16 protein-coding genes are annotated in these 23,048 nt (G+C 44.3%); 7 read left to right on the top strand and 9 right to left on the bottom strand.

Annotation, left to right across the window (positions count from 1 at the left end; all coding sequences use genetic code 11):
- Positions 1-116: 116 nt before the first annotated feature.
- The 3 genes from secDF to mdh all read right to left on the bottom strand — a co-directional run bounded on the left by secDF (position 117) and on the right by mdh (position 4,748).
- A complete protein-coding gene (gene secDF, locus ODOSP_RS16500) occupies positions 117-3,119 on the bottom strand; it encodes a protein translocase subunit SecDF (RefSeq protein ID WP_013613429.1) in 3,003 nt (1,000 codons plus the stop codon).
- A gap of 118 nt (positions 3,120-3,237) precedes the next feature.
- A complete protein-coding gene (locus ODOSP_RS16505) occupies positions 3,238-3,723 on the bottom strand; it encodes a retropepsin-like aspartic protease (RefSeq protein ID WP_013613430.1) in 486 nt (161 codons plus the stop codon).
- Between the two features lie 89 nt (positions 3,724-3,812).
- On the bottom strand, positions 3,813-4,748 hold the full coding sequence (gene mdh / locus ODOSP_RS16510) for a malate dehydrogenase (RefSeq protein ID WP_013613431.1): 936 nt from the start codon (positions 4,746-4,748) through the stop codon (positions 3,813-3,815).
- 308 nt (positions 4,749-5,056) lie between these two features.
- Here mdh and ODOSP_RS16515 point away from each other — a divergent pair, with 308 nt between their 5' ends.
- The 4 genes from ODOSP_RS16515 to ODOSP_RS16535 all read left to right on the top strand — a co-directional run bounded on the left by ODOSP_RS16515 (position 5,057) and on the right by ODOSP_RS16535 (position 10,135).
- Positions 5,057-6,259, top strand: a complete 1,203-nt coding sequence (locus ODOSP_RS16515) for a pyridoxal phosphate-dependent aminotransferase (protein ID WP_013613432.1) — start codon at positions 5,057-5,059, stop codon at positions 6,257-6,259.
- 120 nt (positions 6,260-6,379) lie between these two features.
- Entirely contained in the window at positions 6,380-7,717 is a 1,338-nt protein-coding gene (locus tag ODOSP_RS16520; RefSeq protein ID WP_013613433.1) for an MATE family efflux transporter, read from the top strand.
- Positions 7,718-7,818: 101 nt separating this feature from the next.
- Positions 7,819-8,310, top strand: a complete 492-nt coding sequence (locus ODOSP_RS16525; RefSeq protein ID WP_148233371.1) for a hypothetical protein — start codon at positions 7,819-7,821, stop codon at positions 8,308-8,310.
- Between the two features lie 844 nt (positions 8,311-9,154).
- Positions 9,155-10,135 (top strand): D-alanine--D-alanine ligase, encoded by a 981-nt coding sequence (locus ODOSP_RS16535; protein WP_013613435.1) that lies wholly within the window; start codon positions 9,155-9,157, stop codon positions 10,133-10,135.
- 17 nt (positions 10,136-10,152) lie between these two features.
- Here ODOSP_RS16535 and mnmA read toward each other — a convergent pair whose 3' ends face one another.
- The 4 genes from mnmA to ODOSP_RS16555 are packed head-to-tail and all read right to left on the bottom strand — an operon-like array spanning position 10,153 to position 13,423.
- Entirely contained in the window at positions 10,153-11,247 is a 1,095-nt protein-coding gene (mnmA, locus tag ODOSP_RS16540) for a tRNA 2-thiouridine(34) synthase MnmA (protein ID WP_013613436.1), read from the bottom strand.
- Between the two features lie 2 nt (positions 11,248-11,249).
- Positions 11,250-12,026, bottom strand: a complete 777-nt coding sequence (gene trmB, locus ODOSP_RS16545) for a tRNA (guanosine(46)-N7)-methyltransferase TrmB (RefSeq protein WP_013613437.1) — start codon at positions 12,024-12,026, stop codon at positions 11,250-11,252.
- Between the two features lie 26 nt (positions 12,027-12,052).
- The gene (locus ODOSP_RS16550; RefSeq protein ID WP_013613438.1) at positions 12,053-12,514 is read right to left on the bottom strand and encodes a gliding motility lipoprotein GldH; all 462 of its coding nucleotides are present in this window, start codon (positions 12,512-12,514) and stop codon (positions 12,053-12,055) included.
- A gap of 12 nt (positions 12,515-12,526) precedes the next feature.
- Complete coding sequence (locus ODOSP_RS16555; RefSeq protein ID WP_013613439.1) at positions 12,527-13,423, bottom strand: S66 peptidase family protein; 897 nt, start codon at positions 13,421-13,423, stop codon at positions 12,527-12,529.
- 180 nt (positions 13,424-13,603) lie between these two features.
- On the opposite strand from ODOSP_RS16555, the gene metG reads away from it, so the two are divergent.
- Positions 13,604-15,634 carry a methionine--tRNA ligase gene (gene metG / locus ODOSP_RS16560; protein ID WP_013613440.1) on the top strand — a complete coding sequence of 677 codons (2,031 nt, stop codon included), beginning with the start codon at positions 13,604-13,606 and terminating at the stop codon, positions 15,632-15,634.
- A gap of 48 nt (positions 15,635-15,682) precedes the next feature.
- Here the strand turns inward: metG and ODOSP_RS16565 are convergent, their stop codons facing one another.
- A complete protein-coding gene (locus tag ODOSP_RS16565; RefSeq protein WP_041557016.1) occupies positions 15,683-15,877 on the bottom strand; it encodes a hypothetical protein in 195 nt (64 codons plus the stop codon).
- A 603-nt stretch (positions 15,878-16,480) separates the two neighbouring features.
- On the opposite strand from ODOSP_RS16565, the gene ODOSP_RS16570 reads away from it, so the two are divergent.
- Complete coding sequence (locus tag ODOSP_RS16570; protein ID WP_013613441.1) at positions 16,481-19,165, top strand: TonB-dependent receptor; 2,685 nt, start codon at positions 16,481-16,483, stop codon at positions 19,163-19,165.
- Positions 19,166-19,197: 32 nt separating this feature from the next.
- On the top strand, positions 19,198-21,138 hold the full coding sequence (locus tag ODOSP_RS16575) for a choice-of-anchor J domain-containing protein (protein ID WP_013613442.1): 1,941 nt from the start codon (positions 19,198-19,200) through the stop codon (positions 21,136-21,138).
- An 83-nt stretch (positions 21,139-21,221) separates the two neighbouring features.
- Here the strand turns inward: ODOSP_RS16575 and ODOSP_RS16580 are convergent, their stop codons facing one another.
- Complete coding sequence (locus ODOSP_RS16580) at positions 21,222-22,991, bottom strand: bifunctional metallophosphatase/5'-nucleotidase (RefSeq protein WP_013613443.1); 1,770 nt, start codon at positions 22,989-22,991, stop codon at positions 21,222-21,224.
- Positions 22,992-23,048 lie beyond the last annotated feature (57 nt).

Genomic DNA, 23,048 nt, shown 5'->3' on the forward strand with positions numbered 1-23,048 from the left:
GAGCAAAAACAACAAACTGGTTTGATTGATTTTGCCAAGCCGCATCCTATATTATACCAATAAAGTACAAAAAAAACGCCTTTTGCAAGGCGTTTTCTTATGAGAGTGAGAACTGTTTATTTCTTCACGACAGTCGTTTCTTTTTTACCGAATCTCTTTCTGAATTCGTAAGCTAACGGTGTGGCCACGAACAGAGAAGAATAGGTTCCTACGATGATACCGATCAACAGAGCGAATACGAAACCTTTGATAGAAGTACCACCGAAGATGAAGATCGCTAACAATACCACTAAGGTCGACAAAGAAGTACTGAACGTACGGCGTAATGTAGAGTTCAATGCAGCGTCGGTTACTTCCAGATCGTCGCGTTTCGGGTACAGATGATGGTATTCACGGATACGGTCGAATACAACCACCGTGTCGTTGATCGAATAACCCACTACGGTCAGGATGGCTGCAATAAAGGCCTGGTCGATCTCCAGAGAGAAAGGCAGGAATCCGGCCAACAGGGAGAACAAACCTAATACGACAATGGTATTGTGAGCCAATCCGAGGACGGCACCGGCACCATATTGCCATTTGCTGAACCGTACCATAATGTAAACGAAGATCACTAATAAGGCGAAGATTACCGACCAGATTGCAGCCCGGGTGACATCTTCCGCCACTGCCGGTCCCACTTTCTGCGACATCTGACGATAGTCGCTCAGGAATACTTCTTTGCTGGTACCGTCGGGTAAGTAGCTTTTCAACCCTTCATACAATAAGGCCTCTACTTCGTCGTCAGCTTCCGTTCCTTCATCTTCGATTTTATACTTGGTGGTTATTCTGACCTGATTGTCTCCGCCGAAAGTTTTTACTTCAGGAGCACTTCCATACACAGCAGCCAGACTTTCTGCTACTTTTTCCACTTCTACCGGCTGGTCGAAAGCAACCGTATAAGTTCTACCTCCGACGAAGTCGATGCCTTTATCGAATCCGCGGGTGAACATAGATACCAGACAAACAACGGTGATAATACCGGATACCGTATAACCCACTTTCCGTCTTTCGAGGAATGGGAAGTGTACGTCCCGCAACCAGTTGGCTGTAAATGGAGTGGTAAATCTGACGTTATCATTTTTCTTGGATGCATTGTCGAGAATGATCCGGGTAATGAAGATCGCACAGAACAATGAAGTGAAAATACCGATGATCAATGTGGTTGCGAAACCTTTGATCGGGCCTTCTCCAAAATAGTAAAGGATGAAACCCGTCAATAAGGTTGTTACGTTACCATCGATGATGGCGGAATAAGCTTGTTTGTAACCTTCTTTGATGGCTAATCTCAACCCTTTACCTGCTCTCAATTCTTCCTGGATACGTTCATAGATCAATACGTTGGCATCGACCGACATTCCCATTGTCAGGACGATACCGGCAATACCCGGTAGGGTCAATACCGCTCCGATAGAAGCAAGTACACCGAATAAGAAGAATAAGTTGGTAAACAAAGCGATGTCTGCTGCCAGACCTGCTCCTTTGCTATAGAAGAATAGCATGTATATCAGAACCAAACCGAAAGCGATCACGAACGACCACATACCGGATTGGATAGATTCGCTACCTAAGGACGGTCCTACGATCTCATCGGCAATGATACGTGCCGGAGCAGGTAATTTACCGGATTTCAGGATATTGGCTAAGTCCTGGGCTTCTTTTACGTCGAACTGACCGGAAATCTGTGAGCTACCCCCTTTGATTTCATCGTTCACGTTCGGTGAAGAACAAACATAACCATCCAATACGATAGCGATGCTATGGCCCACATTTTCTTTGGTCAGCCGAGCCCAGACTTTAGCTCCTTCTCCATTCATATTCATGGATACCACAGGGCGTCCACTGTTGTGTTCGTATTCCTGACGGGCATCGACGACAGCACCTCCATCCAGGGGAGCTTTGCCGTCACGGGTCGTGATTTTGATCGCATGTAAAGCAATAACCTCCCCATTGGGTTTCATTTCCCACAGCAGGCGGGCATTACGGGGAAGAGTCGCTTTTACTTGTGGCATAGTCAGGATTTCATTTACCGCTGCCGTATCTTTTACATGAGAATAACCTATTAAAGAACCTGTCGGGATGATCTGGCCGCTTTGACGGTCGATATTAGGTGTCAGAACGGAGAAAAGAGGATTCGCTTTTTTGAAAGCAGCTTCATCGGCCAGCAGATTATTGGTAGAATCTTGTGCTGCGGCCTGAGAGATCAGGCTATTGGCAGTTGTATCCGCTTTGGTTGTTTCCGGTTGTTCTGCCGTTGCATTGGCTGCATTTTCAGTAGTCAGTATCTCTTCAGCTTCAACGATAGTACGGGCTTTTTCATTGGCTGCTTGCAAATAAGGAAAGAAATCTCCGTTATCGAAGGTTTCATAGAACTCCAACGCTGCTGTTCCTTGCAACAATTTTCTTACCCGTTGAGCATCTTTGATACCCGGAAGTTCGATCACGATACGACCGGAGATATCTGCTTTACGGATATTAGGCTGTGCTACACCGAAACGGTCGATACGTGTACGCAGAATATGGAATGTATTGTCGATGGCTCCTTCGGCTTCCTGACGGATAACGTCTAAAACTTCCTTGTTACTGGCTCCGATTTTGATTTTATCTTTCAGTTCTACGGTTCCGAAAATATTCGGAGAGGCCAGCTGTGCATTCGGGGCAATTCTCTCGAATGCTTCGCCGAACAGGGTTACAAAGTCTTTCGGGCTGGATGTACGCATCTTCACCGCTTCTTGTAAAGCCTGATTGAAAGCTTCATCCTGACTGTAGTTGGCCAGACTGCGGACCACGTCGACCACGTCTACTTCCATGGTTACGTTCATACCTCCACGCAGGTCAAGACCCAGATTTAATTCCAACTCTTTACACTCTTTGTAAGTGTATTGTGCAATTCCCAGGAAATTGTAAACTTCCTTGTTTGCAATAGAATCCAGATAAACTTTTTCCTTTACGGGATCTCCCTGCGCATATTCCCTCGCAACTTTTTCCACCCGATTGGTTTTCCAGGTAAAAGATAACTGGTAAAGACTCACTAACGCTAATGCAATAGTAAGTAATGTGATCGCTCCTTTATTCTGCATTTTACAATAAATTATTATATGACTTAATTTTTGCTAATTCTTTAAGCACGATTAATACGCAAAAGTATAATATTTTTTCTAAAAAAACAGATAATTCTGATTTTTAGATGGTAGATTATTAAAAATACATGGTAAATTCCTTTTTCCGGTAATCGATAGCCACCTGATACCTGACACAAAAGTCACACCCCAATAATCCGATAATTTTCCGGTTGAGATGTTTGTCGTACATTTCGTTTACATATTCCAAATCGATAGCAGCCAACGGCATCTCTTTGATCGTACGTTTCCCGATTTTAAATTTAGCTGCTTTTACTAAATGTACGTCGTGGATCTGACCGGTGACGCTACCCGATGTCATCTGAACGTCTGCTTCTTCGGGCAGGTCTTCCGGGAACACCTGTCTGTCGACGACGGTGACCGATGCGCCGGTATCGATAATCATATCTCCTTGTATACCATTGATTTCTACCGGTACGATCAGGTGGTAGCTGTTGTCTTCCAAACCGACTATTTCAACGGCTACTGTCTGAATCCGGCTATTGATATAAGGATGATATGGAGTCGTAAAATGGCAAGCCTTTTTATTTTTTTTCCTCTTCATTTCCCTCTTGCTTGATAGTTGAGGCGCAAAAATAAGAAACCGCCCCGAAAATCAGGACGGTTTCTTTATTTTTAACCTTTAGGCTGTTTTTAGAACATTTTCATGTCGTCCAGTACGGTCATCACCGATTTAACAGCTTTTGCAGAAGTTGCTAACAGTTCCTTTTCCTGATCGTCGAGTTTTACTTCGATGATCTTTTCGATACCGTTTTTACCCAATACAACCGGAACGCCCAGATAGATGTCTTTCATACCATATTCGCCGTTCAGCATAGCGCAAACCGGGAATACCCGTTTCTGATCGCGGATGATCGCTTCGACCATTTGAGCTGCAGCTGCACCCGGAGCATACCAGGCAGAAGTTCCCATCAGTTTAACTAATTCGCCGCCACCGACTTTGGTACGTTCGATGATTGCCTGCAATTTATCGGCGTCGATCAATTCGGTTACAGGAATACCACCTACAGAAGTGTAACGTGGCAGCGGAACCATTGTATCTCCATGTCCACCTAATAACAGTGCCTGAATATCTTTCGGAGATACGTTCAGTGCTTCGGCTAAGAAAGCACGGTAACGGGCAGTATCCAATACACCGGCCATACCGAATACTTTAGATGAATCGACTTTAGCAGCTAAGAAAGCACAATAACACATCACATCCAAGGGGTTGGATACAATGATGATCTTAGCATTCGGAGAATGTTTGATTACATTTTCAGTAACAGATTTTACAATTCCGGCATTGGTTGAAATCAAATCGTCACGGCTCATGCCCGGTTTACGGGGAAGACCGGAAGTGATCACCACTACTTCAGAATTATCAGTCGCTGCATAATCATTGGTTACACCTTTAATACGGGTGTCATACAAATTGATCGGGGCAGTTTGCCACATATCCAGCGATTTCCCTTCGGAAACACCTTCCTTGATATCCAAAAGAACCACTTCGTTTACGATGTCTTTTTCTGCAATGCAGTTTGCGCACGTTGCACCAACGTTACCTGCTCCAACAACTGTTACTTTCATTTCGTAATAATTTTATTGTTATACTTAATCATATATTAGCTTTTTCGGAGTTTTTATTCCGACGTCAAATTTACTCCTTTTTTGATCTAAAGCAAAATATTAGAGAAAAAATTCTTTAATTTTGAGGATAATTTAATTAGGTATACAATAAAATATCCCGCTAACCTTTTCCCTGTAATTTAAAGTTAGGGGTTAAGTTTTGGATACAATGTAGAGTTGCCGGGTTTGGCTGTGATTTTGAATTGAAGTTCCTGGAATTTATTATTATCTTTGCCCCTCAATTACACAAAACAATAAATATTCAACGAATGCCAACCATTTCTCAACGCGGTATAGATATGCCCGCATCTCCTATCCGGAAATTGGTCCCACTGGCTAATCGAGCCAAAGCCAAGGGAACCGTCGTTTACCACCTCAATATCGGTCAGCCGGATTTGGCGACCCCGGAAGTGGCATTACGAGCGGCGCACCATCTGGACCGGGAAGTGCTGGAATACTCTCCCAGTGAAGGCATTCTGAGTTTTAGGAAAAAACTGGTAGAATACTACCACAAATTCAATATAGATGTCTGTACGGACGATATCATCATCACTACCGGAGGATCGGAAGCTGTATTTTTTTCATTTATGGCCTGTCTCGATCCGGGAGATGAGATCATCGTACCCGAACCGGCTTATGCCAATTACATGGCTTTCGCGATTTCCAGCGGAGCAGTGATCAAGACGATTTCTTCTACTATAGACGAGGGCTTCGCTCTCCCTTCGGTAGAAAAATTCGAAGCTTTGATCACGCCGCGTACCAAAGCAATCCTGATTTGTAATCCCAACAATCCGACCGGCTATCTGTATACCCGAAAAGAAATGAACCAGATCCGGGATTTAGTCAGGAAATACGACCTGTTCCTGTTTTCCGACGAAGTATACCGGGAATTTTGTTACACCGGTGCACCCTATATCTCGGCTTTTCACCTCGAAGGTATCGAAAACAACGTCATTCTGGTCGATTCTGTCTCCAAACGCTACAGTGAATGCGGTATCCGGATCGGGGCTCTGATTACTAAAAACAAACAAGTCCGGGAGAATGTGATGAAATGGTGTCAGGCTCGCTTAAGTCCTCCTTTGATAGGACAGATCATGGCCGAAGCTTCACTGGATACTCCCGAAGAATATATGCGCGACGTGTATGATGAATATGTCGAACGCCGGAAATTCCTGATCGACGGGCTTAACCGGATCCCTGGCTGTTATTCTCCTATACCTATGGGAGCGTTTTATACAGTGGCCCGTCTTCCGATAGACGATGCCGATAAGTTCTGTGCCTGGTGTCTGGAAGAATTCGATTACGAGGGTCAGACCATCTTTATGGCTCCGGCTTCGGGGTTTTATACTACTCCGGGATTAGGTAAAAACGAAGTCCGCCTGGCTTATGTCTTAAAGAAAGAAGACTTGGCAAAGGCTTTGGTGGTTTTGGAAAAAGCACTGGAAACTTATAATAAAAAAGGTAAAAAGTAAAAGGCTATAAGCTAAAGGCTAAAAGCGGAAGAGGAAGGGGGAGAGGATCGAAGGGAGAAAAGAAAAGGGAAAAGAGGAAAAAAGGAAGTAGGGGGAAGACATATTATAGTAGATAGATCGATGAAGACAACCGACCTGACACAGGGCAGTATTTTTAAAAGCTTGTGGATCATGGCTGTGCCCTTGATCTCGGCCTCTTTTATCCAAATGGCTTATAGCATGACAGATATGTTGTGGCTCGGTCATTTGGGAAGTGATGCTGTCGCTGCAGCCGGAGCTGCCGGTTTTTTTACCTGGCTTTGCAACGCTTTGTCCTTTATGACTAAAATCGGGGCTGAGATTACGGTTTCCCAATCTGTCGGTTCGAAAGATTATCGCCGGGCAGCTCATTATGCCAGTCAGGCCATTACCTTATCGACTACAATCGGATTTATCTATGCCTGTATCATCATCCTGGCAGCCCCTTTACTGATGGGCTTGTTCCGTTTTGAAACCTCTATTTCGACCCAGGCGATCGATTATATGCGTCTGGTCGCTCCCGGGTTATTTTTCCAATTCAATAACAATACGTTCAGCGGTCTTTACAATGGTCAGGGAGATAGCCGGACTCCTTTCCGTACTTCTGCCGTAGGACTTATCGTCAATATTATCCTCGATCCCTTGCTGATTTACGGCATCGGTCCCTTTCCGGCCTGGGGTACCGCAGGGGCTGCCGTTGCCACTGCATTAGCACAATTAGTGGTTTACGGCATCTTTGCACGCCGGATCTTCAGTGACCGGTTTCCGTTAGGGCGTATGCACCTGCTCAACCGATTGAAACAAGATTATGCACGACGTATCATTTTATTGGGTTTGCCGGTCAGTATACAAAATGCCCTCTTTTCCATGTTTTCCTTGACCTTGGCTACCCTAGCCGCACGTTGGGGAGCAGTAGGGGTCGCTGCTCAAAGTATCGGAGCACAGATCGAAGCCATCTCCTGGATGACTGCTGCCGGTTTTTCTACCGCCTTGGCTGCCTTTACCGGACAGAATTACGGCGCCGGGAATTATGAACGTATCCGTAAAGGTTATCGCCTGACATTAGGAATAGCCGGGAGTATCGGTTTGGGAGCCGGAATTCTCTTCTTTGTATTAAACCACGAGATCTTCGGGCTTTTTGTAAACGAACCGGAAGCCATCGAAGCCGGCGGTAATTACCTGAAGATTTTGGCTTTATCACAACTTTTCATGGTAACCGAATCCGTTACTGCCGGAGCATTCAATGGTACCGGACATACGACTCCTCCGGCACTGACCGGGATTATTTTCACCGGAGCACGTATTCCGATGGCCTATTTTCTGACCTCCTTCCCCCAATTAGGGTTGACGGGAATTTGGTGGAGTATCACGATTTCGAGTATTTTGAAAGGCTCTGTTCTTCCACTTTGGTTTCTGCATTTTCAACGCAAGCTAAAATAATTTCAGATTATTGTCTTTCAAATTAGTTCCTTCCAGGAAAAATCCATATGTTTGTCCAGGAAGAAAATTTATGTGTGTGCAACAAGCAAAAAGTTAGTGCTATGCCTTGTAACGAACACATAAATTGCTCTGATTGCCCTTCTTGTGGAGGGGATATGTTTTATTATTTCCGTTTTTTAGAAGGCTATTCCTATCAACAATATCATTTTAAACAAAATAGTATTCTTTTCCTACTTCAGGGAGAGATCCGGATCGACGGCTTACATTTTCCCCATCTCATCATCCATAATAAACAATTACTTGTGATTCCTGTCGGTATCGAACTCGATATGCGTATCTTAAAAAATTCGGATTGTCTCGTTTATCGTTTGAGTGAACTTCCTGTCTTATGCGAGGAACAATATAAAAAAATGACACTCTCTCAACAGGAAGACACATACGGCAATTTACTGGATACCCTTCCCCCTATTCATGAATTTTCTCTGGGATTGATCCATTATTTAGCAGACGGTATGCCTTGTAAGAAATGTTTTTCTTACTATATCGCTATTATTCCAGTCCATAAATGGCTGCTTTTCTATATCCGGCCCTGAGATTGAAGCAATGGCTTCATTACCAAATGGAAGGATTTAGCTGAAGAAGATAAAAACATATCTAAATAATTCTAGGTTTATTTCGTTACCAATTCGTCTCCGGTGATCGGAATTGGCGACCCGGTCGCTTCTGTCGGTCGTCTGGCTTTTTCTATCACTGACCGGCGGAACTCCTCACTACGCAAAAAACTTTACGTTACGTTTCCGTCAGACACCACCGGTCGGGCGTTCAGAAAAAGCAAAACGACACTCGCCAGAGCTCCAATGGTCGCCAATCCCGATCACCTTCGACTTACGTTATCACTGAATTGCAGACCGGTCTTGATTTGAGAAATAACATTCTACCTGGAAATAATCCGGACGGTCCGTCTTCCTGCTGCTGCAAATTTCTGGTTGTATTTTCTTTGCCGGTTAGCTCTGCCGTGAGATGCAGGGTTTTATGGCGGAAGACCATTGGAGCAGGAACGAGTGTCCGGTTAGGCTTTCCGAACGCCCGACCGGTGGTGTTTGACGAACGTAGTGAGGAGTTCCGCCGGTCAGAGAAGGAAAGCCTTAACGGACCGGTCCTGGCGAACCGGTCTGACGGTATAAAACCCGGAATCGGAATAAAAAGAAAAAATATAACAACCTTTATCCGGTAGAAGCGGAACGGGTATTATATGCTGGAGACGGGAAAGATATAGTGATTTTTATGACAAAATCTGAATCGGGTTGAATGCAGGTAAACTGATCGTACTTCTTAAATATCGAAAGTTGGGATGGAAATATTGTTCAGCAAAAATTGATATTTGTAATTTGAAAGTTAATTTTGCACGATAGGAATTGAAAATATAACTTTTAGATCATGAAAAAAAATGTAGTGGTGATTGCAGGAGGAAATTCTTCTGAATATGAAGTATCTATAAAATCCGGGAATCATATCTTTTCAGAAGTAGACGGAGAAAAATACAATAAATACCTGATGATCTTACGGGGCAGAGATTGGATGGTGGAGATCGGAGATCAGAAATTTCCGGTAGATAAAAATGATTTTTCATTTGAATACCAGGGGAAGAAAGTTGTTTTTGATTTCGCCTATATCACCATTCATGGTAATCCCGGTGAAAACGGGATGTTGCAAGGTTATCTCGATATGATGGGGGTGCCTTATTCAACCTGTAATACTTTGGTGGAAGCCATTACTTTCGATAAATATACCTGTACGAATTATTTGAATGCTTTTGGTATCAATACGACTCATCCGATCATGCTGGTCAGAGGAAAGGCTTTCGATAAAGAAGCGGTGCTGAAGGCTGTCGGTTTACCTTGTTTTATAAAGCCCAATGCCGAAGGCTCGAGTTTCGGTGTGTCTAAAGTGAAGACAGCTGCCGATTTCGATGCTGCGGTCGAGGGGGCTTTCAAGATGTGCAGAGAGATTTTGGTCGAGAGCTTTATCGATGGGATAGAGTTTACCTGCGGTTTATACAAAGTAGGGGATAAAAAAGTGGTTATGCCTGTCGCCGAGGTCGTTCCCAAAAAAGAATTTTTCGATTACGAGGCTAAATACGATGCAAAAATGTCGGATGAGATTATTCCCGGACGTTTTTCTGCAGAGATTACCGGCCGGATTCAGGATATGGCTTCCGAGGTATATGACATCCTGCGGTGTGAAGGAATCGTCCGTATCGACGGTTTTGTCCGGGGGGAAGAAATCATCATGTTGGAAGTCAATACCACGCCCGGTATGACCGCCAACAGTTTCGTCCCCAAAATGGTCCGTGTCATGGGTCTCCCTTTACGGGATGTGATCACCGGGATCATTGAAGAGAAGCTGAAAAGGCTATGAAGCTAAAGGCTTTTAGCTTATAGCCTTTTACCTTCTATCACCCCTCCCCCCACAACGTCTTCTCCTTCATAGAATACGGCGCTTTGGCCGGGGGTGATGGAATCCATGGTTTCATGAAAGACGACGCGCAGGCGGTTGTCTTCCGGATATAAAGAAGCTTTCTTCCCTTCATTCCGGTAGCGGATCTTGGCGGTGACTTCCAGCCCGTCGGGGATTTTTGCGTATTTCATGAGGTTGATCTCTTTGGCAAAGAAAGATTTTCCTTGCAATTCTTCCTTTGTGCCTAGTACGACCGTATTATCTTCGGGATGAATGGCTATGACAAACATCGGCTGGCCTAAAGCGATACCCAGTCCTTTCCGCTGTCCTATCGTATAGTTGGGGTATCCCTTGTGTTCGCCCAGGCGTTTACCACTGGTATCGACGAAGTTCCCCGGGCCGTATTTTTCCGTATAGTTTTCGACCTGTTCGGCCAGAAAAGTCCGGTAGTCATTGCCGGGAATGAAACAAATCTCCTGACTTTCCCCTTTTTTAGACAGTTTTTCATATCCGTGATCAAAAGCGATCTGCCGCACTTCGGGTTTAGTCAGTTCGCCCAGTGGGAAAAGCGTACGGGATAGATTTTCTTGAGTCAGGGTCCAAAGAAAATACGTTTGATCTTTCGAGAGGTCTGCTCCTTTCCGCAGATACCGGCGTCCATCCTGGTGACCGATGCGGGCATAATGGCCGGTAGCGATATAATCGCATCTCATTTCGTTGGCCGTCTCGATCAATTTCCCCCATTTGATCGTCGAATTGCAGATGACACAAGGGTTGGGAGTGCGTCCTTGCAGATATTCTCCGATAAAATTGGTGATCACCGTATCTTTAAATTCTTGCCGGATATCCAGAATATGGTGTTCGAATCCCAGTTCCTGAGCCATACGTTTCGCTTCGAACAGAGAATCGACGCTGCAACATCCCTTTTCTTTCTCCATGCATCCCCGGGATATATTGTCGAAAGTACGGTAAGTTACGCCTACCAATTCGTATCCTTGCTCTAGTAATAACATGGCGGCGACCGTACTGTCGATACCTCCGCTCATAGCCATCAATACTCTCTTCTTTTCCATTTTCAATTATTCCTGATTGCTTTATTTCCGTGAACGAGGTGACTGTTCATATAGCGTGTTTCGCTGTGATAATCGTCTTTTTCTATTTCTACGTCGGGCTCGGTCAGAGGGATGTCTTCTCCTAAAGAAAAACGGAGATATTTGATCTGTTTCCCTCTCGATAGCCACTGTTTTTCATAAAATGTTTTAATGCTCAAAATTTTATCTTCCCAGCCGCAGCCGTACAGGTCTTCGGTTCGGACTTCTACCGGTAAGTGGTTGAGTTCGATCAGAGCCGAGGTATATCGGTATAAAAACAGGCTGTCCGTTTTCAGATGGATCACAGCTTGTGGGGCCAGTATTTTCCGGTAGAGACTCAAAAAACGGGTCCCGCTAAGGCGTTTACGGGCTTTAGCCATTTGAGGATCAGGGAAGGTAATCCAGAGTTCTGCAATTTCTCCCGGAGCGAAAACCGATTCGAGCATTTCGGCATACATACGCAGGAAAGCTACATTATTCATTCCGTTTTCTACAGCTGTTTTAGCCCCTTTCCACATACGGGCACCCTTGATATCCAGTCCGATAAAATTTTTTTCGGGATACAATTTTCCCAGTTCGACCGTATATTCTCCTTTGCCGCACCCGATTTCCAGAATGATGGGATGATCGTTATGAAAGACCTCCTCATTCCATTTTCCCTTCAGGGGGTAATCCGTACGAAACACCTCTTCATGCTTGGGCTGGAACACATTGGGTAATACTTCCATTTCTGCAAATCGTGCCAGTTTTTTCTTTGCCATCTTTTTTCTATGAATCTGATTAATCCTTATCCCTGAGTTTGCACTTTCTCGATCTTTATCCCTACATCTTTTACTCCGGCCATTTCTTCCATCCGCATGCCTTGTTCGATCCGGAAGATTACATTTCCTTGGGGAAGAGTCACCGGATTACGATTGATCGGTTGTTCCAATGTTTTAATGCTGTTGCCTTTTCCCAACCAACGGCCGTCGGGTTCTGCTATTTTCAGGTTTACCGTATCGGATAATTGCTCTTGTCCGTGACTGCGGGTAGAGACGAAACACCAAAGATTGGCCATCTCGTAATCGGTGGTATGCCGCAAACAGAGTTTCACTATATATTGTCCACTGTCCGGGATGTCGGCTGTAAATTCGACGATATGATACCGGTTCCAGACTTCGTCGGGTTGTTCTTCATATTTTTCGAAGACTGCCGGTGATTGGCAAGCTCCCATTAAAATAACCGATAGGAAAAAGATGTATTTTCTCATTTACAGGCTTGTTTAATCATTTTGAAAATGGATGGTAGTTCCGGTAGCACTGATCTCCATTTCGATCGTCGAACCGATGATCAGAGGAAAATTGTTCTCTGCATGTCCGGCCGGAAAACCGAAACAGATCGGATAGGCATAGTCGGCGAATACTTCTTGTATGATTTCATAAGCATCTTTCCCGAAATTGAGCCCTTTCATTTCTGTAAAGTCTCCGACAATAAGTCCCTGAAGTTTTGAAAACTTATCCGTTAGCTTCAGGCTTTGTAGCATGCGGTCGATCGAATATAGATTTTCCCCTACATCTTCCATAAATAGAATAGAACTTTGGTGTTTACATTCCAATACCGAAGAACGCAGACAATGTAAAAGAGTCAGATTTCCACCCGTCAGTTCGGCCTGTACGATCCCTTCTCGGTTGAACGGATGGGGAGGAAGCCGGTAAGAAGATATTTTCCCGAATAAAAATTCTTTCAGTCGTAATAAGGCTGCCGGATTTGTTGAGCGAAAACTTTTAGGCATAGGGGCGTGCATGCTTTCAATGCCCAGCGTGTTGAGCTTCGAATGGAAAACGGTAATATCGCTGAATCCGATAAGCCATTTCGGGGAACCTTGAAAAATAGAATAATCCAGTTGTTCGACAATGCGTAAACTGCCATATCCGCCACGGGTACAAAATATGGCCCGGATGTCTTCGTCATCGAGCGCCCATTGCATATCCTGCAGGCGTTGTTCGTCCCGGCCTGCAAAATAGCCGTAGGTAGCTGCCGCGTTCGGGCCTACGATAGGATTCAGTTCCCAGGAACGTAACACTTCTACCGCATCATGTATCGATAGCGGATCGATGATACCTGCCGGAGAAACCAGGGCGACTTTATCGCCGGATTGAAGATATGGTGGTCTGAACATACAGTAAAATTAAAAAGTAATAAGCTATAGGCTAAAAGCTATAAGCTATAGGCAGAAAGCGATAAGGCTTTTCGGGTGCGAAGATAAGTAATTTTCAATTTTCAATTTTCAATTTTCAATTATTTCTTACCTTTGCACACTGCAATTTAAGATTTTGAAACTGAAATAACAAGAAGAGATATGGCTAAGTTCAAAAGGAATCTGATCACGACGGCATTACCTTATGCTAACGGGCCTGTGCATATCGGTCATCTGGCCGGTGTTTATGTTCCGGCCGATATTTATGTGCGCTATCTGCGGCAAAAAGGAGAAGAAGTAGTATTTATCGGTGGTTCGGATGAGCATGGAGTGCCCATTACCATCAAGGCTCAAAAAGAGGGAGTGACTCCTCAGGATATTGTTGACCGTTATCATCAAATCATCAAAGATTCTTTCGAAGAGTTCGGTATCTCTTTCGATATCTATTCCCGCACAAGTTCGAAAACACATCATGAATTGTCTTCGGCTTTCTTTAAGAAGTTATATGACGAAGGAAAATTCATCGAGAAAACTTCTATGCAGTTCTATGATGAGAAAGCCGGACAGTTTTTGGCCGACCGCTATATTGTAGGGAAATGTCCTCATTGTGGGAATGAACGGGCTTATGGCGATCAGTGCGAGGCTTGTGGTACCAGCCTGAATGCTACCGATCTGATCGATCCTGTATCGGCGGTTACCGGTAACAAACCGGAACTTAAAGAGACGAAACACTGGTATTTACCTTTGGATCGCTATGAGGATTGGTTGAAAGAATGGATTTTGGAAGACCATAAAGAGTGGAAAAGTAATGTTTACGGACAATGTAAATCGTGGTTGGATAATGGTTTACAGCCCCGTGCCGTGACCCGCGATTTGGATTGGGGGGTGCCCGTACCGCTCGATGAAGCGAAAGGAAAGGTGCTCTATGTCTGGTTCGATGCTCCTATCGGATACATTTCTGCAACGAAAGATCTGACTCCGGAATGGGAAAAATATTGGAAGGATCCCGAAACCCGGATGATCCATTTTATCGGGAAAGATAATATTGTATTCCATTGTATTATTTTCCCTGCGATGTTGAAAGCAGAAGGTAGTTATATATTGCCCGATAATGTGCCGGCCAATGAGTTTTTGAATCTGGAAGGAGACAAGATTTCGACTTCCCGGAATTGGGCCGTATGGTTGCATGAATATTTGCGTGACTTCGAAGGCAAACAGGATGTGTTGCGGTATGTATTGACAGCCAATGCTCCCGAAACCAAAGACAACGATTTTACCTGGAAGGATTTTCAAGCCCGGAATAACAGTGAGTTGGTGGCTATTTACGGCAACTTCATCAACCGCGCATTGGTGCTGACGCAGAAATATTTCGGCGGTATAGTGCCTGAGCGCGGAGAACTGGCGGATTATGATAAAGAAGTATTGGCTGAAATTCCTGAGATTATCAGCCGGGTAGAGAAAAATCTGGATAATTTTCACTTCCGGGAAGGACTCAAAGAATGTATGAATCTGGCCCGTTTGGGAAATAAATACCTGGCCGACACGGAACCCTGGAAATTAATCAAGACCGATGAAGCCCGGGTGAAGACTATTTTGAATATCTGTTTACAGATTGCAGGGGACCTGTCTACTTTGACCGAACCGTTTATTCCGTTCAGTGCGTCGAAATTGAGGGATTTCCTGAATATAGCTCCGATCGCCTGGAACCGGATGGGAGATGAGGTGGTGCCGGCAGGGCATCGGCTGAATGAACCGGGATTGTTGTTCGAGAAGATCGAAGATGAGCAGATTCAGCGACAAATCGATAAATTGCTGGCTACTAAAAAGGCCAATGAGATGGCTAATGCACAAGTAAAACCGGTGAAAGAAAATATTTCGTTCGATGATTTTGCTAAACTGGATATACGTGCCGGAAAAATCATTGCTGCCGAAAAGGTGGCGAAGACGAAGAAATTAATGAAGCTGACGATCGATACCGGTATAGATACCCGCACGGTTGTATCCGGAATCGCTGAGTATTATACACCTGAAGAAGTGATCGGGCAGCAAGTGAGTATCCTGGTGAATCTGGAGCCTAAAGCGCTCAAAGGCATCGAGTCGCAGGGTATGATTCTGATGGCTGAAAATGCCGATGGTTCCCTGGCTTTTGTCCGTCCTGACAAAGAGGTGAAGAACGGTTCCGAAATCCGTTAAAGAATCATCCGGGGACAAAGTACTCTATTGTTCCCGGATGATATATATCTATTCCAGTCGAAGGGAGAAATAGACAAAACGGGGCAGTTTGAACTTTTCCTGCCATTGCTTCGGATCTGTTTTTGCATACCGGAGACCGCAAAAATCATAAGCATCCATGATTTCGGCAGACTTTTCAATTTTCAGGTAGTAAATCGTCGAAAGACGCTCTATTTTGTTTACAATACGGTTTGTAAAAAACAAGAAGGCGCAACTGATTGCGTCTTCTGTGTTTTTTAGGGAGACATTTCCTTGAGACTTTAAAATTGAAACAGGCAGGGATTTTTGAAAAGAAATTATTATATGTGCGTCTGTGTGGTGTGTGCGTGGTGTAAATATCCCGTGGTATACCTTTTCGTCATTTTAAAGAACTGCTTTGGAAATCAGCTTGTTTTATAAACTTCCTCTCCCCGTGGTGTGTGCTAAATCATGGAGTTATACGCCGAAAAATGAGAAACAGTTACAAAATGCCGGATTTTTTTGAATGAAATGTGCTTGTTTTTTTATAATCATTTGTTTATTAATGTTTTATATGCCGGTTGCCAACAAAAAAAATAAACCGGATAGTTTGGCTTTTCTCTTTTTTTGTCTTAAAAGAATCGATATAGCTATTTTGTAATATTAATTCTATATTTTTACGGCGTCGAAACGGTTATTATTATAAAAAGTTTTGACTTTTATATGTTTGTGTTAAATATTTAATGTGATTTTGTTTTTATATATAAAATTATACGTTCGTTTTTAAAGAGCGTTGGTAGTGTGAAAAATAGAGTTAAATCATTTATTAATATTAAGAGATGTTATTGTATGAAAAGTTTATTTACTAAGGCTTTATTACTTATGCTCTCTTTGTGCCTCATGTCGTTTATGACGGTGGCTCAAGGGACGATTAAAGGAAAAATTGTTGATTCTCAAACGAAAGAACCTTTGGTTGGGGCGACAGTGATGCTGGAGGGTACTTCGGAAGGCGTAGCTGCCGATCTGGATGGTAGTTTTACCTTGAAGACCGGTCAGACGGGCAAACAAACCTTAACTTTCCGTTGTGTCGGTTACAAAGAATTGAAAAAAGAGGTGACTTTGGGAAAAGAACTGAATTTAGGAACCATTGCTTTGGAAACCGAATCCATCGGTTTAGGTGACGTGACGGTTACTGCTTCGGTAGCTGTTAGCCGGAAGACTCCTGTGGCTGTAGCTGTGATCGATCCGGTAGCCATAGAAAATAAACTCTCCACTCAGGAGTTTCCTGAAATTTTAAAATCTACACCTAGTATATATGCTACGAAACAAGGCGGAGGATTCGGTGATTCCCGGGTAAATGTACGTGGCTTCGAAAGTGAAAATGTGGCCGTTATGGTCAATGGAGTGCCGATGAACGAAATGGAAAGTGGTAAAATCTACTGGTCGAATTGGGCCGGACTTTCGGATGTTACCCGTTCGATGCAGGTACAACGCGGACTCGGTGCGGCTAAGGTGGCTGCCCCTTCGGTAGGAGGTTCTATCAATATCGTGACCAATACGACCGACGTCAAAGCCGGAGGAGGTATCTCTTACGCTGTGGGAAACGACGGATTTAATAAGATCGCATTCAATGTTTCTACCGGTTTGCGTAACGGGTGGGCGATTTCGATATTAGGTGCTAAGAGCTGGGGAAACGGTTATGTACAAGGGACCGAGTTCGAAGCGTACAGTTATTTCGGAAATGTATCCAAGCAGATCAATGACAAACACATGATCTCGCTGACCGTATTGGGGGCTCCCCAATGGCATAATCAGCGAAATGACAATCTGTTGATTTCAGAATGGCAGAAACATGCCAATAAATATAAATTCAATGCTGTTTATGGATTCGGACTGAACGGACAGCGGAAAGTAGCCGGATATAATAAATTCCATAAACCTCAGATTTCTTTGAACCATTACTGGACGATCAATGAAAAATCCAGTTTGTCGACAGCCTTATATGTGTCTATCGGTCGGGGAGGCGGTTATCGCGGACAAGGAAACAGTACTTATAAAAACAGCTGGTATGCTACGGCTTTGGACGGAACGTTGAATACGCAATTCCGGGCTGCTGACGGGACATTCGATTATGCAGCCATTTATGATTTGAATATGAAGAGCGAGAACGGTTCGCAGATGGCGATGTCCAATAATATCAACAACCATGAATGGTACGGTTTGTTATCGACTTACACCACTCAGCTCGGTCAGTATTTTAATGTATACGGCGGTCTCGACCTGCGGTATTATAAAGGAACCCACAAAGCTGTCCTGGTGGATCTTTATGGAGGAGATTATTATGTCGATTCGGAAAGCCGTAAAAATGTAAAAGCTGAAAATAATGCGTTGGCACAAGATGCGAACTGGAAGAATGAGAAGTTGAAAGTCGGTGATGTCGTATACCGGAACTACGATGGTTTTGTTACGCAGGAAGGAGTATTCGGACAAGTAGAATTCAACCGGAATGCCCTGGCTACATTTATTGCCGGTTCGGTATCCAATACGATGTATTGGCGTTATGACCGTTTCTATTACGACAAAGCACATGCAAAATCAGGTAAAGCCGATTTCTGGAGTGGGACGGTCAAAGGAGGTGCCAATTATAATCTGGATGAACACAACAATGTATTTGCCAATATCGGTTTTATTTCAAAAGCTCCTTTCTTCGAATATGCCGTGTTCCTGAATAAGGAAAATAGCAACGAGCTGAATAAGGATGCTGTGAATGAAAAGATCTTCTCTGTAGAATTGGGATATGGTTTCCGTTCTCCGGTATTCACCGCTAACCTGAACCTCTATCGTACGGCCTGGATGGATAAGAGTATGGGAGCCAGTGTCACTTTCCAGGATTCTGACGAACGGGGACGGATCAATATGACGGGGGTAGACGCTTTACATCAGGGAGTAGAGCTCGAGGTAATGGTGAAACCTGTGCGTAATCTGGAGCTGACAGGTATGCTGTCATTAGCCGATTGGCGCTGGAATAGCAGGGCTACCGGTTATCTATATAATGACCAGGGAATACCTTTGACCAAAGATGGGGTAGTGACGACAGAAAAGAGTAAAGAACATGCGAAAGTGGATGTCGATTTGAAAGATGTGAAAGTCGGCAACTCGGCACAGACGACTTTTGCTTTCGGAGCCAATTATCAGGTGTTGAAAGGTTTGAGATTGGGAGCCGATTATACCCATTGGGCTCGTAATTATGCCAAATTCAAGCTGCAGGGAAGTGATTTATCCAAGGAATTGGGTAAAACGATGAAATATGATACTCCTTGGAAAATTCCGTCTGCCGGAAGTATGGATGTGAATATGAGTTACCGTTTCCCGCTCGGAAAAGTTTGGGGAATCATTTCGGCTAATGTAAATAACGTATTGGATCAGGAATATATTTCCGACGCAGAGGACGGTACGACACACGATTGGACGACAGCACAGGTATATTATGGATTTGGCCGTACTTATTCCGTACGTTTCAAAATAACTTTTTAAAGATAGTAATGAAGTTTATAATTGGAAAAATGATGAAGAAAATATATATCCTCAGTACAATATGGATGGCTTTCATCGTGGGGGCATGCGATTATAATGATAAGAATTTCGATGGCCTGGATGATATCGTGAAGCCTGCGAATGTGGTAAAAGAGAAATATACCTTGGTTGAAGCGGATTATGCGGCTATCAGTGACAATAGCACGAATAAGAGTATCGCTAAAAAAGAAGGTACCGATAAGGCGTTAGCTGCAGTGAAAACCGATTTGTACCTTAACGAAACGGTTCCCGGCCCGACTTATCTGCCGGCATTTTTGGCGGCTAAGTATTTTACTGCCGATGAAGGTTCGAGTGTGAAAGTAACTTATAGTTACCGGGAAAATAAGTCCGAATTACTTTCAGCCTATTCTTCGATAAAATCCTATAAAGCTGGGAATAAGGATTATCGGGCAGCACACGGAAACGCAAAGTTCGTACCTTACCTCAATGAGAATACAAAAAATAAAGTAGCCGATCTATTGATCAACGGGTATGAAGAGCCCGAAGAGGGAGATGTCGTTTTAGTCGAATATAGATATAATGCACAAAGTAACAATACTTTGGAGACCCCACAACTTTGGGAGAATTTTGAAGATCTCGGGACGGGTAATTTGGCCCGGCTGAAAGATTGGGGATCTGAAAAAGATTGGTTCGTCAGCTCTACAGGAGGCACACAGTGGAAGGTGACTGCTTATAACAACAATCAATACGTACAGTATTCTGCTTATAAGACGGAAGGAGAGTGCGAGGCTTGGATGGTTACGCCGGAAATGACGGTCGGTGCTGACGATAAACTGAGTTTTGATGTTTGTGTCGGAAACTGGAATGCCGATTGTCTTACGGTATGGATTTCGGAAGATTTTGACGGCAAGGACGTAAAAAAGGCAACCTGGACTGATATTACTTCTCATTTTACTATTCCGAGTGCACCCGCAAAAGGATACGGTAGTTTCGCTTCTGCCGGTACTTTTCCCCTGGCACAATACGGTGGTAAAAAGGTGTTCGTTGCTTTTAAATATTTAGGCGACGGAGTGAACAAAAAGACTACGACTTATCAGATCGACAACGTGATGATCGGTTCGAAAATTCCGGAAGGAGAGGGATTGAAAGCAGACGTGGCCTTCGATTTGAAGGTGTTCGACGGAAAGAAATGGAATAATGCGGATAAGAATGTACTTGTTTTGTCGGTACAGGACTATAAAGAAATGGGACAAAACCAGTATTGTTTCTCCGAAAAAGTTCCTGCTGCGGATTATTTGCCGAATTATTTGGCAAAGGCAATCGCTTATCCGGTAGATCAGGAAAACCGTGTGGTGGTTTATCGCTATAACAATGGCAAAGAGGTGAAGAATTATAGCGATGAATATACCTATTCCGCTGCGACTGGCAGATGGACGCTGAATACCCGGATTGTCGACCTCACACAACAGTATGTCTTTGCCGGTGGTGTCTGGAAATTCGATCCGAGTATGACAATCACGCTGGAAGCTGTCAAAGGAAATGCAGAGTCGGCTGCTTTCTATCAGGCTATCGTAGATTATGTCGGAAAGACTTTCGGTTCCGATTACTATCAGACGGGCTATACGAATGCCGAATTTTATTACGGAGCTTCTTCTTATCAGAATAACTTTAGTTTTTATCCTTATTCTTGGAGGGAAAGTAATAAGGCCGGAGCTGCCGCGTATCAGCATCTTTCGGATGAAGAGCTGACTGCACTGATGTTCGAACGTCTGCCGGAAGCGGTTCGGATCGGTTTGGAAGCTATTTACAGTGATGCCGATGTGGTGACGGGCGTCGAAGTGACCTATACCGTCAACTTCTCGATCTATGGGATCAATGGTACGAAAGATACGACGGTGTATACCGTTAAATATGTGGTGACCGGTAAAGCTGAATTCGAATATGTCGAAGATTCTTTGAAAGCAATCGGGTAGAGCATGGCACTTTCAATCATAAAAGACGGGACTCGTGATGAGCCCCGTCTTTTGTGATTCATTCTGCGGAGTGATGAAGTAACTCAATGGCTTTCGTATATGATTTTATAATCCCGTTTTTTGCCTGCCTGAAACCAGGCCTCCGGAATGACTTTCCAATCGTTGCGGCAACGCGGAGTCAATACTTTCTTTTCTTTAATGTATTCCGTGATATAGTAACGCACATCTTTGTCCCAGATTTTTAGTATCCGTTGATTGATATCCGCTTTTGTCCATCCTACTCCTTGGGTAAGATGCCCGCCTCCTCCGTTTCCCCGGTAGGAATTGATTGCAACGGTGTAAGTGCTGTCGGCATGGAAAGGGCGGCCGTCGCTCAGGGAATGGATTTCTACCCGGTTGCCGGGTTGCCGGCTGACGTCTACTGTGTATTTGATTCCGGCTGCACATGAATAGTTGAAATAGTCGGCGGCTAATACATAGTGACCTTTGGGGTTGCGAACGATATTTCCCTGTTCATCCTTTTTGAAATTCAACAAATGATCTTGGGCAGAAGTCATGGTGTTATATTGCAGTTGATAAGCATATTCCAGGTAGCGGTCGATTTCCTGTCCGGTGAATTTCATCAGGTAAAGTCCGTTTTCGTATTTATAGAGATTGAACATGTCCCGGATGGTAATCTCGCCTTGGGCGATTTTAGCGTCCATTTGCAGGACAGTACTGAACGAAACGTCTGCCCGGGTTTCCCGGAGTTGGGCATTATGTATGAAGTCGGTAAAAGCCGAAGGACCGAACAGGCCTTCCCGCCCCGATAATGTTTCGGTAAATTCGCCGATGGGAGTGTCGATATAGGCTTTCACCTGATTCAGGGCCGGTGTGAATTTCCGGAGATAAGCCGTATCCCGTGGGGCTTTCGCCGGATCGATCAATTCGGCGGTATAGGTCTTGTCGTAATGTCCGGCGTGCCGGGTCAGGCTGACGGTGATCTTGCCTAAAGCCCGGGCATGCGAACGGGCATCCACGATCAACACTTTATGTCCTGCGTCGTTTGTGATTTCTTCTACCTTTTCCTGATGATCATGGCCCGAGACGATGATATCGAAACCCTCTACTTGCCGGGCCACTAACATGGTGGCATTTTCATTGCGGGGAGTGTCTTTGTTTTCACCGGCATAGTTGTAATTGTAACCGGCATGAAACAGGCCGATCAGCAGGTCGGGGTGTTCTTTTTCCTGAATCAGAGGTACCCATTTCCGGGCCGTCCCGATCATATCTTCGAATTCGATACCGTCCCACAAATGCTGGGGAAGCCATTTGGGAATACCCGGGGTGATCATTCCTAAAACGGCTATTTTGAGTCCTTTGCGGTGGAGTACGGTGTAAGGTTTGAAGTAAGGTGCTCCGGTTCGGGTATCTATTGCATTCGCTGCTAGCCAGGGAAAGTGAAATTCTCCGGCCACTTTATCATAGACCGGATGGCCTGCCTCGATATCGTGATTGCCTACGGCAGCGGCATCGTAACCCAAATCGTTCAGGACCTGGGCGGTAATATTGGTCTGAAGGGTATCGATATAATTGAAATAATAGTTGGAAGGCTGTCCTTGAAGGATATCACCCCCGTCTAATAGAATATACTCCCTGTCACCCGCTTTACGCTCTTCCGAGAGATAACCGGCTACCCCGGCCAGACTGTATAAAGTAGGGCGGTTTTGCTTTAAATCGAAGTCAAAAAGACTACCGTGTACGTCGGTAGTACAGTAAATGGTGAGTGTCGCTTTGTCCGGCTTCCGGGTACAAGAAATAAAAAAACAGACGACCGAACAGATACACCACAGAATGAAAAATAAACGTTTCATGTATAAATCGGATTTGATATTAATGATATGGATAAAAAACATGGCAATGTATAAAAA

This window comes from Odoribacter splanchnicus DSM 20712, assembly GCF_000190535.1.
Taxonomy (GTDB): Bacteria; Bacteroidota; Bacteroidia; order Bacteroidales; family Marinifilaceae; genus Odoribacter; species Odoribacter splanchnicus.